Here is a 13,628-nt window from a genome sequence, read left to right as displayed (position 1 = left end):
CAATTACACCGTCTCACCCAAGGAATGCACGAGGCCTTGTTTGAACTGCCCCCACTCCAAAATACGTGCAACCTGTTGAGATGGCTTGAGGTATAAAATACCATCCCCATTATGCGACCGATCCGCAGGAAATAGCATCAATTGATTCAATTGGGTGGCCAAAGTATAACTGTCTATTCCTAAAGCATACAATCGATTGTAACTGTTAAATTGTTCAGGCCAATTGCGAGTTCCTGCCTGATGCGAGAAAACCCAGGGAATATCACAGAAAATAACTCCATCAAGATCTTTATCTTTCAGTGGGTTAGCGCTTCCACCATAGACACTGGCTGTAGCATATACAGGAACGTCTCCTGCGTAATAATAATTTAGTAAAGGCATAATCTGACGGGCCTTTGACGGATAGGCCAGTAGAAATATCATATCAAAATCTTGTCTGCGACTAATAATTGGCTGAATTTTATACCCTAATAACTCCCTTAATTTTTTTTCACGCTGCTGGCTGTTGCTGATTTGCAGAAAATCCTTCATTTTTTTATTCAAATCATCATTAGAACCATATAAAAAAGTATCAACAACTCGTCCACCATTTTTTTGCCATTGTTGCGTAAACGCTTTGGTTATCTCTTTTCCCCATTCATTTGCAGGTGCAATAATTAATGCTCGACTATATCCCTTATCTTTTGCTCTGATTGCCACCTGGGTTGCTTCATTAGCGGGAGAAAGTCCGAATAAATAAGAATTTTCCTGAATATTGGTATCTGCATCATTTAATAACAGAGTGGGGACAGGATGTGGTAAGGCTGCAACTGTGGCTACTTGTGATTTGGTTAAAGGGCCTACAATATAATCAGCGCCATCATCAATTGCTTTTTGATACAAAGAAGCAACATTGCCTTTATTGGTATCATAAGTTTTCACCTGCATCGATTGTTCACTGTTTTTGTTATATGCCGCCATAAACCCATCACGTACAGCAGAACCCGGTCCTTGCAAAGAACCACTTACAGGTAACAAAAGAGCAACCTGTTTCGGTTGAGCACGTATTTTATTTGCAATCGAGTCCAGTGGATTAGGCAAAATATGACCTGCAGGGTGGTTACTGTACTGAGATTGCCACTGCTCTAAAGCAGCGAGCAAAGATTTTGGGTTATCTCGATACTTGCGAGAAATCAATGCCAGCCCAATCCAGCCTTGTAAAACAGATTGGCTTGATGCTTTAGCAGCCAATGAATTTAATTCTGTTTGTGACATCCGCGTTAGAGTTAACCACAGGGCGCGCCTATTATTATCTTGACTCTCTTCATCGGCCAACAAAGTCTCAAGTTCTATCCGCTCATTAATCGACTCCAATGACTTACCTTCGCCACGATAGGCTTGTGCCAAAAGTTCATGAAACTGGATCTTTTGGTATGCAGAAAATGCTTCACGTTCCTTTATACTAACTAATTTGTTCCGTGCCATATTGGGTCGGTCACGAATGAGATCAATTTGGGCTAGTAAAAGATTTTTTTCATCATTAAGTACCGGTGTTAAGTCAGAAGTCTGTGCTAAAATAGCAGCACCTTGTCGCCATTGACCGTCTGAAATCAAACGTCCCGCGGCCGAGAGTAACGATTGTTGCTTATCAATGCCTTCTTGATTTTTAGCCTGCATAAGGTAATTTGCAGTAGATTTGGAATAAGGACTCGCTATTTTTTTCTTTTCTACCTTAGATGCAGGCACTGGCGCTGCCATTTCTGGAGGATTCACTGCGGTAGTACACTGGCAAAGAAAAAAAGTAGATGTCAGTAAAAAAAATACGCGAATTTTTATTAACATGTTTTTCAAGAATTGAATAAGCAATAACGCAAGAGGATAAACCATGACTAACTCACTAGCAACAGGCATTGGTACGCTTTATATTGTTGCAACTCCCATAGGAAACCGTGAGGATATTACGTTTAGAGCATTAGAGGTTCTCAAGTCTGTTGATATCATTTTAGCTGAAGATACGCGTCATTCGGCACCGTTACTGAGTTCTTTAGGAATTAAAAATAATCTTGAATCACTCCACGCACATAATGAAAATGATAAAAGCAAACATTTTATTGACCAACTCTTAACAGGAAAATCCATCGCCTTAATCAGTGATGCCGGAACTCCATTAATTAGCGACCCAGGTTTTTTATTGGTAAAATTGGCCCGTCAGCAGCAAATTCCGGTTACTCCTGTTCCCGGAGCTTGTGCATTAATTACTGCTCTTTGTGCTGCGGGCATTCCTTGCGATTCCTTTTTATTTTTAGGATTCCTCCCAGCAAAACAGCATGCCCGAAAAATTAAACTCGATGCCTTGCGTACAGAACCGCACACTTTGATTTTTTATGAATCAACGCATCGCATTCTGGAGTGCCTGGATGACCTTGGCGAAATTTATGGACAGACGTGTGAGATGGTCTTGGCAAAAGAATTAACCAAAACTTTTGAACGCATTATTACTGGCACTGTACTTGAAGTCAAAAATTGGCTTTTGGCAGATCCGGGACATGTAAAAGGGGAGTTTGTATTATTAATTCCTCCGCGACCTGTTTCGAATGAACCTGAAGCCTACGAAAAACTTCTAAACGTATTATTAGATGAACTACCACTCAAGCAGGCGGTAGCAATCGCTTGCAAATTGAGCAGTGGGAATAAAAATGAATTGTATGAAAAGGCTTTAGCAATAAAAAATAAATCCATTTAATCAGGGTAAATCCACCTGTCTCTTGAGCAATCTGCACCTAAGCTCCACAGCTTATCCGCAAGGACGAGCGCTTTAGTGCAGATATTATGATTCCCTGCCATCCAAATGCAACCGGGGATCTCCCATCGAAACATTGTACTACAACGTGGAGATCTCTGGGTTGCATCACCTCAACCAGGCCTGAGCATTTTCTTCATAGAGCGCTTATTAGCAAAGACACGAAGCTCCGTCTACATTGTCCGTCTGAACTTCATCTAGAAGAAGTGGTATAGCTTCTATATCTTCTTCATTAGGTCCATCCAAAGCCAGCTTAGCAGCCTCTTTCTTACTATTATGCTGATCATAGGCATGGTAAATTTCATAACCAATATACAATACAGTTAAAGCGATTGCTGCCGGCCAACATGTTGCATAGGCAGCAATTAAAAGTGTAGGCATTACCGTATTTTTTATCATCGTGAAGATAAAATCATTACGTGCCGCTTCGTATTCTATTAGTGCCGCAGCATATTCTTTATCGGTAGCTTCCTCTAAGCGAATGCTTTTCTCTTGGTATTTCGAATACGCATCAGAAGAAAGATACATAGCTACCGCAAAAGTACAAACAAAGAAACAAGCAACAGCTATTCCTGGGCCAGTAAATAGTAATGAAGCACCGAATCCCATCATCAGCAAGGTGGCTGCGGCAGCAACAAAATAAAAAGTGCTTTCTTTAGTACGCCAGTTAATTTCCAATTCTTTAAGTTGTTGTTGGAGCATTGATGCATGAGCTAATCTTTGCTTATCAGTCATACCAGGAAATTTTTCTGGATGATTCAGGTAATCTTCCATTTCTTGCTCATATTGTGCCTTTTTAGCCAGATATTCCTGCTTGGCCAGATGACATTTATACAGGGTCATACACACGTCAAAACCCAAAAAGACGCAGGTTATTACTCCGGCTGTTGGATCGGGTATATGGGTAATATGATTAAAATTTGTTAGGAAATTTATTGTAGCCCATACCAGGTCATTGGCAAAATTACAGTGGCGTTTATAAAGTTCAAATTTAAATCGCTCATAGGCCGTAGTTCCATTCTTTTCTTCCTCCTCGGTAGGAAAACAAGTATGTTCAACCAAGTAGCCTGCATCAATTGCAAAACGCATTAAAAATAAACCCACACTAAAATATTTAAGTACTCCATTGGGTGCATTAAGAAAATCAATTATTTGACCGACATCCGTGTGTGTACCTAAAATTGAATCCAGATGCTCAATAAGGTGCATATCTTTTGCAAAAGATAAACCCGATACTAAAGTTAAACGGCAAAATACCCAATATACACGACATAAGTTAGCATAAGCCACATAATCACGAATCTGGGACAGATGTAATGGTGCATTCATCAAATTATGAAAACTGTTAAGAAAACTGTTTTTCAGTGATTCGATGAACTCTTCCTCTGCTTTGGCATCCTCTTGTACCTTTTTTAACAATCGGTTCTTAATTTGTTGCTTTATTTTTTTATAATCTTCTTCTTTACTGTACTGAGAATATGCTTTATGGAAGGTCTCTAACAGGGTAGCGCAATAGTAACAGTACATCCAAAAAGCTTCATTATCTTCTTTTTTTCGCTTTTGCAGCACTGCAAACATTTGGGTGAATTCAGCTTCAAGAGATTTTTGATTTTCTAAAATAAAAGGATAACCGAGCTTATCAGCACGACGTTCAATATCCTCTACAGTCTTAAGCTCATTCTTATTAAGTTGCATAAAAAACGAGTTCTTATCGTTACTAAGATCCGCATTATGTTTTGAATGAGCCATGACCACCTCACAAAAAATAGACAGTAAGACTTATACGTTATCATTGGACAATGGTTTTGACAAGATATTTCTGTTTGTTTTTTTAACATAATGTTTCAAAACAGTAAAGAAAGTGTTTATAGCTGTAAAGATCACTTTGGGGTGAAAAAGTGAGAATAAAAAACTTAATAATGCGGCGGTTTGTGTCCAGCAAAATTAAACAGCCTATCAATCAATTTATTTGCCAATACAAAAGCTGGAAAAGATGCGTCCTAATAAGTCATCCGAACTAAACTCGCCTGTTATTTCGCATAGACTTTGATGTGCCAGACGCAAGTCTTCTGCCAGTAACTCTCCAGCACGATGCTCTGCCAATTGTTGCTGGCCTGTCGAAAGTAATTTTTTTGCTTCATCCAATGCCTGCAAATGCCGTCTTCTGGCAAGAAAATTTCCTTCGTTAGGTTGATAGCCTACAACGTGTTTTATTACTTGCTTTAAGCCATCAATTCCTTCACCTGATTTTGCAGAAAGATAGATATCATGATTGTTTGTGTGAGCACGGTGACCTAAGGTGTCAATTTTATTGAAGACAGTAATAATCGGAACTTCCGCTGGCAAGGCGGTTCTAATTTCCTTAGTTAAATAATGATGGTGTTCCAGATCATTTACATCAACGACCAGTAAAACACAATCAGCCTTTTTCAATTCTTGCCAGGCTCTTTTAATCCCTTCCTTTTCGACAATATCATCAGACTCACGTAAACCGGCAGTATCAATAATGTGGAGGGGGATGTCATCCAATAAAATATGTTCGCGCATAATATCACGAGTGGTGCCAGCAATCTCAGTAACTATAGCCACATCGCGTCCCGCCAAACAATTAATTAACGTTGATTTGCCTGCATTAGGTCTTCCAGCAATCACTACAGACAATCCCTCACGTAAAATAACTCCTTGATTGGCTTGGGAACGGATTTCATCTAATTCAGTTAAAATATCGTGTAGCAAATGCGCGACTTTACCGTCATTAAGGAAATCAATTTCTTCTTCTGGAAAATCTATTGCTGCTTCAACATATAAACGCAAGTAAATAATCTTTTCATTTAACTTATTTATTTTATTTGAGAATTCACCCTGTAATGACTTTAACGCCATTCGCGCAGCGGTTTGCGAACTGGCTTGAATTAAATCAGCAATAGCTTCAGCTTGAGTTAAATCAATTTTATCATTTATAAACGCACGCTCGGAAAACTCCCCTGGCCGTGCCAAGCGAGCCCCTAAATGAATACATACTTTAGTCAGCATATCAAGCACAACAGGCGAGCCGTGCGCTTGAATCTCAACAACATCTTCCCCAGTAAAAGAGTGAGGCGCTTTAAAATAAATCATTATCCCTTGATCAATCAGAGTATCAAGTTGCTGGGCGTGCTCATTGTTGCAAAATGAATAAAAGGAGCAAAAAGTAGCCATGCGTGGTGGTAATGATTTGTTACCATTGAGAGAAAAGGCAATAGAGTATGCTTCTGGACCGGATAATCGGATTATTCCTACCCCACCTCTTCCAGGTGGGGTAGCTATAGCTACGATAGTTTCTGTAGTCATTTATTTAGCTGGAACAAGTTTTTTGGCTGGTTTTTCATCTGAATATTTACGTGTAATGTACCATTGTTGCAATATGGACAAGGTATTATTCACTATCCAATACAGAACCAAACCGGCTGGGAAATTCCAGAATAAAGCAGTAAATAACACCGGTAAAAACATCATCACTTTTGCTTGCATTGGATCTGGAGGCGCAGGATTCAATTTTTGTTGAATCAGCATGGTAGCCCCCATGATTATTGGCAATACATGATAAGGATCAGGTGAGGCCAAATCTTTAATCCAAAAGATAAATGGAGCTTGTCTTAGCTCAACACTTTCCAATAGAACCCAATATAGAGCAATAAATACTGGAATTTGGATCAATATAGGCAAACAACCGCCTAAAGGATTTACCTTTTCCTGCCTGTACAATTCCATAGTCGCTTGGCTGATTTTAGCTTTATCATCGCCATAACGCTCACGTAGCGCTTGCAATTTGGGTTGCAATTTACGCATACCAGCCATTGATTTATAGCTGGCCGCTGATAAGCGGTAAAATGCCAGTTTAATCAATACAGTAACTAATACGATAGACCAACCCCAGTTGCCAATGAAATTATAAATTGTTTTCATCAACGAAAATAATAACGAAGATAAAAACCATAACATGCCATAATCAACAGTAAGATCCAGTGATGGAGCAATCTCTTTTAACACGCTCGTAATTTCTGGACCAATATACAATTTGGAACCAACAGTTGTTTGCTCTTCGGGTTTAAGGGTAATCGGCTTGCTCACAGCACCAATAGTATAATCATCATTGGCAGCTCGTGTATAAAACTTGTTATTCGCATTTGCTGCAGGAACCCAGGCGCTTAAAAAGTAATGTTGTTGCATAGCAATCCAACCGCCTTTACTATCCACATCCAGATTTGCTTTATTCATATCGCTAAAGCTTACTTTTTGATAGCGGTGTTTTCCGGGTTCTGAATAAGAAGCACCAGTATATGAGCCAACATGAAATACGCTTGACTTATCTTCTTTGGGTGAGCTGCGTAATAACTGGGTATTCAAATATCCAGTCCATTCATTGCTGCCCTTGTTAACAATTTTATAATTTACATCGATAAGATAGCTGCCTTTAGTAAAAATAAACTCTTTTTTTACATTGAGTCCTTCACTATTTGTTCCACTAAGAGTTACCGTTAATTGCTGCTGGTCGGGCGCCATTACGTAATTCTGTTGTGCTGTCGTAAAATTGAAATCAAGAGCTTGGACGTTCTGTCCTGAAGCAACAAAAAGGCTGCTGTTTGCAACATAACGCTCATTTGCCTGATTTTGTAAAAGAAGAAATGGTTTATTCTTTTCATCTACACTTTGCGGATAATCAAGGAGCTGCCCGGAAACAACATCACCTTGTTGCGGATCAATAGCCACATCTAAAACATCCGTTTTAACCTGGATTAGCGGTACATTACTGTTTTTAGTTTGTTCCGCAACAGGGTTGATGGGCGTTGAGGTGGACGTATTGGATGGTGTAACTTGCGGAAGCAAAGGTTGTCCACTCTGCTCTTGGCCGCTCACCTTTTCTGTTGGCGCTGGCTGAGGAGGATAATCTAGTTGCCAGGCATTCCAAAGTGATAAACTAACTAGCGCAAGCGCCATATATAAAACAATACGTCGTATATCCATCAATGATTCTCGTTGTTGGGGAGTACAGGATCATAGCCACCACGTGACCAAGGATGGCAACGCAGTACTCTTTTTAAAGCCATCCATAAACCTTTGGTTATGCCACAGTGTAGGATAGCGCTTTCAGCATATTGTGAACAACTTGGGTAGTATCGGCAACTTGGCTTTAACAAGGGGCTAATCAAATATTTATATAATTTGATAGGGAAACAAACTATTTTTCGTAACATGAGATTAATTTTTTCCATGTTTTGCTCATTCTAGCATTTATAATTGCATTTGTTTGTTTTGCTACGCCTTGTCTTGCTAAAAAAACCACATCGACTGCAGGTAATTCTTTTTGTCGAAAGCTTTCTCTTAACAGCCGTTTAATACGATTTCGATCATGAGCTTTTGCTATCATTTTCTTAGATAACGCCAGCCCAAGTCGTGCATAACCTAAATTATTTTCTCTAAAGAGAACGATAAACTCGGATGTTACTATTTTTTCTGCTTGTTCAAACACATGATTATAATCATATTTTGTTAGTAATCGCTGTGTTTTTTTAAAAGCAAACACTTAGGCAGTCAAACGTTTACGGCCTTTAGCACGACGACGTTTGATTACTAATCTACCTGCACGAGTAGCCATACGCTCACGAAAACCGTGGTCACGTTTACGTTTTAAATTACTAGGTTGAAAGGTACGTTTCATGATGAACCTGTTAATAAATTTATGAGGCTGGCAATAATAGAGAACTTTTTTTCTACTGTCAATTTTGATAATTGATTATTTTTTGTGTCCTCTCTTTTTTCTTTGTTTTTTGGGCCTGTTAATAACTACATTATTTTATATTTTTTAAATTTTTTATTGTTATTAGGTTTTTATCTGTTGTTGATAAATGTTAAATAATTATTAAAAACAATAACTTAATTGATATGAAACTTTGTTTGTAACCTCTTTTTAAGCTTGTGATCTATTTGTATGTATTTTTATGATTTGATTTATTCAATGATTTATTATCAGCTTATACCCGTTATTCGATCGTATTTATTCATAGTTAACTTGATCCAACCTGATTTATTTTTTATCTTTTTTTATTATGTTTTATCGCTGTTCTTCGCTGGATGTTGTTTAATACTTAACTTATTGATTTTTTTATTATTATTCTTTTTTGCAATGCAACTAAACATCAATGACGTCAAATAATGAGTTCAGCTATTTAGGAATAATCATCTTATTTTTAACATCCGCTATAAATGGTATTGGATCTGGATCTAGGGTCGCATGGCTATTATTTGGTATCGTATTCGCTATGGTTGGTAGTTTTGTCGCTTTTTTTTCTTTAACTCGTGTATCTTTTCTATCGCTATATTTTTAGCTATTGGTAGTTCTATTTTTTATTTGTCACATTAGGAAATAAAGTTAACGTGCCAATAGTTCAAAAGCAATTACAGAAGAGTCAACAAAAGCTATTGCGCGACATTAATGAATAGATAGAGTATTCGTGGTTATTTTCTTTATGAACAAAAGGCTGAATGTTTTAATGATGTATTTAAACGGTTATGGCGTGCAATCAAAGTGCTACATTATCTTATGTCTTTAAATCGTTAGGTATACAAAGTGAGAACAAAGATGGAGCGATTCGTTCCAATCAACACCTCTGTACTGATCTTTATTTGAAACAATTATATTAAGGGCAAACTCAATTGTTTTTTTATCTTTTTTTAAATGAGAATAAGGAAAATTGCATGGAAATTCAAAGTGATACGTCTACTTAGCATAGCTCTCTTCAAATATATCAATTTAAATTTCTTGCAAAATAATTCTCTCTTACTTCTGAAAATATCCACACTTTTTTTGTGGATAACTTTTCTTTATTCCCAAGGCTGAGTATAATTTGCCTGCAGCAGCACCTTAGTGTACCGAAGAAATTCTATTTCTCAATTTCATACGTAGTAATTTCATGCTTAATTATCTTGCTGTCCGGGTACTTTCAGTGGCATATTTAATTGCTGTGGATAATTAGTTTTGTATTCTTTTTACCACCCTTCTTTAATGAGGAGTTATGTTGTGTCAGCATCTGTTTGGCAAAAATGTTTAGGTCTATTGCAAGATGAATATTCTGCTCAACAATTTAATACCTGGTTGCGTCCTTTACAGGCTCATACAGAAGAACAACGTTTTATTTTATTTGCTCCCAATCGATTTGTTGTTGATTGGGTAAAGAAGCATTTTTTTGCACGAATTGAAGAGTTGATTAAACAGTTTTGTGGTGATGAGATTAAATCAATTTCTATTGAAATTGGCAGCAGAGTTTCCAGTACTGAGTCTGATTCGAGCTCTGCAGGTTCTTCTAGTTCTTTTTCATCTGAAGTAAATGCCTCTGCTCCGGCCAATACCGTTGCAATCAAGACGGCACCTAAGAAAGCTGTCGATTATAAGAGCAGTCACTTAAATAAAAAATTTGTTTTTGAAAGCTTTGTTGAAGGTAATTCCAACCAGCTAGCTCGAGCTGCTTCAATGCAGGTAGCTGAGCGACCTGGTGATGCCTATAATCCACTGTTTATTTATGGTGGTGTGGGTTTAGGAAAAACGCATTTGATGCATGCTATTGGTAATGCCATATTAAAAAATAATCCTGATGCGAAGATACTATATTTACATTCTGAACGTTTTGTTGCGGATATGGTAAAGGCTATCCAGACGAACTCAATTAATGAATTTAAACGTTTTTATCGTTCCCTAAATGCATTGCTTATTGATGATATCCAGTTTTTTGCTGGTAAAGACAGGTCTCAAGAGGAGTTTTTCCATACTTTTAATGCTTTATTGGAGGGGCAGCAACAAATCATTCTCACGAGTGACCGTTATCCTAAAGAAATTGAAGGTATGGAAGAGCGTTTGAAATCCCGATTTGGTTGGGGATTAACTGTTGCTGTTGAACCTCCCGAGCTTGAAACACGTGTTGCTATTTTAATTAGCAAGGCGGAACAATCGAATATTGAATTGCCTTATGAGGTTGCATTTTTTATTGCGAAGCGTATTCGCTCCAATGTCAGGGAACTCGAGGGCGCATTACGGCGAGTTATTGCCAATGCTCATTTTACTGGCAAACCAATTACCATTGAGTTTGTTCACGAAGCCTTGCGTGATCTTCTGGCTTTGCAGGATAAATTAGTTACCATTGAAAATATTCAAAAAACAGTAGCTGAGTATTATAAGGTCAAAGTGGCTGATTTATTGTCAAAGCGCCGCAGCCGTTCTATTGCCAGACCCAGACAAATGGCTATGGCTTTAAGCAAAGAGTTAACCAATCACAGCTTACCCGAAATTGGGGATCATTTTGGTGGCCGTGATCATACAACGGTTATTCATGCATGCAGGAAAGTTAAGGAATTGGTTCAGGATGACAGTGATTTTACTGAAGATTATAAAAATTTAATGCGCATTTTGTCTTCTTAATTCAATCGACAGATTTTAACAGACCGACCATGGGCTTCTGAGGGGATTGAGGTGGAATCCAGGACTAAAGTATTCATCCAGGCCGAGACAAACCCTGTTCCGTTTCGCTTTACTCTGGCTACGATTATGACTATCTTAATCCAGATGATGCATGAGCGTGATGAAGCGATTTTTTTATTGTTATTCTTAGGTTAAGATGGAGTTCTATCTTGTTTGAATTCGCTATTAAAAAAGAGGATTTACTTTCTCCGCTACTTACAGTTGCAGGTGCTGTTGATAAAAAGCAAAGTTTAGCTATTTTGTCGAATTTTTATCTTAAATTATCAGATAATTCGTTAAATATTACGGCTACGGATTTGGAAATTGAGATTGCTGCTCAAGTACCCTGTAATTCTGGCGAACAGTCTGGAAGTATTACTGTCCCTGCAAAAAAATTTATTGATATTATTCGTTCTTTAGATGATGACCCCAATCCCAAAGTGATTGTTGATAATGCTCTATTAACTATTAAACAAGGACGTAGTTCGTTCAAATTGACAACGTTACCCGCTGATGGCTATCCCTTAAGCGAAGATGAATGCAACGAGGTTGAATTGACTATTCCTCGTTTGGTTTTATTAAAGCTGTTGCAGTCCACTCATTTTGCTATGGCACAACAAGATGTGCGAGTCTTTCTAAATGGATTGTTTCTTGATTTTGAACCGAACCTCATTTCTGCTGTTGCTACAGATGGACATCGAATGGCGATTTGTCGTCATCAATGTTCTAATACCAATGAGAAAAAACTGTTGATACCAAAAAAGGGAATTCAAGAGTTGTTACGTCTTCTAAATAGTATTGAAGATGAAGAGGTATTATTGGCTGCTGGAAAATCTCATTTTAAATTGGTATCCCGTCAATTTATGTTTTTATCAAAATTGATTGAAGCGCGTTTTCCTCCTTATACTAAAGCTATTCCTAAAAATCAGGACAAGCAGATCATTATTGATTGCGCTGTTTTTAAGCGCTCATTATCACGTATTGTCATTTTGGCTCATGAAAAGTCAAAGGCGGTTATGCTTCATTTACAACCTGGCATGTTAACTTTAATTGCCAACAATAATGAACAAGAAGAAGCCGTTGAATCTTTAATCGCTGAAACACAGGGCGATGAGTTAAAGATTGGCTTGAATGCTACCTATTTGCTCGATGTGCTTTCACATTTTGGTGAAGGACAAATTCGTTTGTCTCTATCGAATACGGATAGTAGTATTTTAATTGAGTCTATAGATGATGATAATTACCAATATATAATTATGCCTATGAAAATATGATCCTTTCTGAATTAAGAATTCATAACTTACGAAATATTTCATCGACACAACTTGGCTTAAGTCCCAGATTTAATTTTATATATGGTCCAAATGGCAGTGGCAAAACTTCTGTCCTTGAAGGACTTTATTTATTAAGCTGTGGACATTCTTTTCGTTCCCGTGAAATATCGCCAATTATTTCTTATGATTACCCATCTTTAACCGTATTTGCTCGAGCACAACAACAAGAAACGATTAGTATTCAAAAATCTTATTCTGAACCCACCCAGATTAAATTGAATAATCAATTTTGCTCCACAACCAGTCAATTGGCTTACGCGTTACCCTGTCAGATCTTTTATTCCGACCTTTTTCAAATTATCGATGCAGGTCCTTCTGTTCGTCGTAGTTTATTGGACTGGGGATTGTTTCACGTGAAACATAACTATCTTCCTTTATGGAAGGAATATAAAAGAGTACTAAAGCAGCGCAATGCGCTTTTAAAACAACATGCCCCTTTAAAGCATTTTGTTCCATGGGATAAACAGCTAAGTCAATTTGCCTACCAACTTCATGTGCTTCGTGAAGAGTATTTTGCGCAATGGGAACGTGCGTTTGTCGCTGCACTAAAAGAATTGAGTCATCTCGATTGTAAGCTTAGCTATTATAAAGGTTGGGACAAAAAAAACTCTGGAAAAGAACTGGAACAAATATTAGCTGAGAATTTTGCTTCTGATAATCAAAAGACTTATACACAATTTGGCGCTCATCAAGCTGATATTTTAATAGAAGTTAATCAAAATAAAGCGAAACAAGTTTTATCCCGTGGGCAACAAAAAATAATTTTAATTGCTTTGCGCTTAGCTCAAGCGAATCTTTTACAACAGGAATGCTTGCATTTAATTGACGATTTACCTGCTGAACTCGATGAAACACATCAAATGAAACTTATGGAGTATCTTGCTCAACGAGCGGGACAATACGTAATCACTTCTACAACTCATCCAGAAAAGCTCATTTCAGTAATATCGACCCAAGAACATTTAATTTATCAAATCAGTGAAGGCGTGTTACAGCAGAAATAATGTTTCACGTGAAACAAATCGTA

Annotated in this window: 12 protein-coding genes; 5 read left to right on the top strand and 7 right to left on the bottom strand. The window is 37.7% G+C overall.

The features are described from left to right. Positions 1–3: 3 nt before the first annotated feature. Positions 4–1,866 carry a penicillin-binding protein activator gene (locus DGG96_RS10065; RefSeq protein WP_407656323.1) on the bottom strand — a complete coding sequence of 621 codons (1,863 nt, stop codon included), beginning with the start codon at positions 1,864–1,866 and terminating at the stop codon, positions 4–6. On the opposite strand from DGG96_RS10065, the gene rsmI reads away from it, so the two are divergent. Further along, positions 1,865–2,722: a 16S rRNA (cytidine(1402)-2'-O)-methyltransferase gene (gene rsmI, locus DGG96_RS10060; protein ID WP_110142541.1), complete on the top strand. Its 858-nt coding sequence runs from the start codon at positions 1,865–1,867 to the stop codon at positions 2,720–2,722. The two genes, DGG96_RS10065 and rsmI, sit on opposite strands and share 2 nt — an antisense overlap. Before the next feature lie 207 nt (positions 2,723–2,929). Here the strand turns inward: rsmI and DGG96_RS10055 are convergent, their stop codons facing one another. The 6 genes from DGG96_RS10055 to rpmH form a co-directional block, all read right to left on the bottom strand. After that, complete coding sequence (locus DGG96_RS10055; RefSeq protein WP_233590526.1) at positions 2,930–4,528, bottom strand: hypothetical protein; 1,599 nt, start codon at positions 4,526–4,528, stop codon at positions 2,930–2,932. 216 nt (positions 4,529–4,744) lie between these two features. Beyond that, positions 4,745–6,109 (bottom strand): tRNA uridine-5-carboxymethylaminomethyl(34) synthesis GTPase MnmE, encoded by a 1,365-nt coding sequence (gene mnmE / locus DGG96_RS10050; RefSeq protein WP_110142540.1) that lies wholly within the window; start codon positions 6,107–6,109, stop codon positions 4,745–4,747. Then, complete coding sequence (gene yidC, locus DGG96_RS10045) at positions 6,110–7,783, bottom strand: membrane protein insertase YidC (RefSeq protein ID WP_110142539.1); 1,674 nt, start codon at positions 7,781–7,783, stop codon at positions 6,110–6,112. Then, the gene (yidD, locus tag DGG96_RS10040; protein WP_110142538.1) at positions 7,783–8,031 is read right to left on the bottom strand and encodes a membrane protein insertion efficiency factor YidD; all 249 of its coding nucleotides are present in this window, start codon (positions 8,029–8,031) and stop codon (positions 7,783–7,785) included. The genes yidC and yidD overlap by 1 nt, the downstream gene beginning before the upstream one ends. Beyond that, positions 7,998–8,342 (bottom strand): ribonuclease P protein component, encoded by a 345-nt coding sequence (gene rnpA / locus DGG96_RS10035; protein WP_110142537.1) that lies wholly within the window; start codon positions 8,340–8,342, stop codon positions 7,998–8,000. The genes yidD and rnpA overlap by 34 nt, the downstream gene beginning before the upstream one ends. Further along, positions 8,343–8,477 (bottom strand): 50S ribosomal protein L34, encoded by a 135-nt coding sequence (gene rpmH, locus DGG96_RS10030; protein WP_019232681.1) that lies wholly within the window; start codon positions 8,475–8,477, stop codon positions 8,343–8,345. Between the two features lie 1,359 nt (positions 8,478–9,836). Here rpmH and dnaA point away from each other — a divergent pair. The 4 genes from dnaA to recF are packed head-to-tail and all read left to right on the top strand — an operon-like array spanning position 9,837 to position 13,605. Continuing rightward, positions 9,837–11,228, top strand: coding sequence for a chromosomal replication initiator protein DnaA (gene dnaA, locus DGG96_RS10025; protein ID WP_110142536.1), 1,392 nt, complete (start codon positions 9,837–9,839; stop codon positions 11,226–11,228). Between the two features lie 51 nt (positions 11,229–11,279). Continuing rightward, a complete protein-coding gene (locus DGG96_RS20840) occupies positions 11,280–11,423 on the top strand; it encodes a hypothetical protein (protein ID WP_158618871.1) in 144 nt (47 codons plus the stop codon). 14 nt (positions 11,424–11,437) lie between these two features. Further along, positions 11,438–12,541, top strand: a complete 1,104-nt coding sequence (gene dnaN / locus DGG96_RS10020) for a DNA polymerase III subunit beta (protein ID WP_110142535.1) — start codon at positions 11,438–11,440, stop codon at positions 12,539–12,541. Further along, positions 12,538–13,605 carry a DNA replication/repair protein RecF gene (gene recF / locus DGG96_RS10015; RefSeq protein WP_110142534.1) on the top strand — a complete coding sequence of 356 codons (1,068 nt, stop codon included), beginning with the start codon at positions 12,538–12,540 and terminating at the stop codon, positions 13,603–13,605. Before dnaN ends, recF begins: the two co-directional genes overlap by 4 nt. The last annotated feature ends 23 nt before the right edge of the window (positions 13,606–13,628 follow it).

The organism is Legionella qingyii, assembly GCF_003184185.1.
The sequence above is the reverse complement of the archived record's forward strand: the minus strand, read 5'-3'. Positions and strand labels throughout refer to the sequence as shown.

Coding starts and splice junctions, on each gene's coding strand:
- rsmI (WP_110142541.1), top strand. CDS start 1,865: ATGACTAACTCACTAGCAACAGGCATTGGTACGCTTTATATTGTTGCA.
- DGG96_RS10065 (WP_407656323.1), bottom strand. CDS start 1,866: ATGGTTTATCCTCTTGCGTTATTGCTTATTCAATTCTTGAAAAACATG.
- DGG96_RS10055 (WP_233590526.1), bottom strand. CDS start 4,528: ATGGCTCATTCAAAACATAATGCGGATCTTAGTAACGATAAGAACTCG.
- mnmE (WP_110142540.1), bottom strand. CDS start 6,109: ATGACTACAGAAACTATCGTAGCTATAGCTACCCCACCTGGAAGAGGT.
- yidC (WP_110142539.1), bottom strand. CDS start 7,783: ATGGATATACGACGTATTGTTTTATATATGGCGCTTGCGCTAGTTAGT.
- yidD (WP_110142538.1), bottom strand. CDS start 8,031: ATGGAAAAAATTAATCTCATGTTACGAAAAATAGTTTGTTTCCCTATC.
- rpmH (WP_019232681.1), bottom strand. CDS start 8,477: ATGAAACGTACCTTTCAACCTAGTAATTTAAAACGTAAACGTGACCAC.
- recF (WP_110142534.1), top strand. CDS start 12,538: ATGATCCTTTCTGAATTAAGAATTCATAACTTACGAAATATTTCATCG.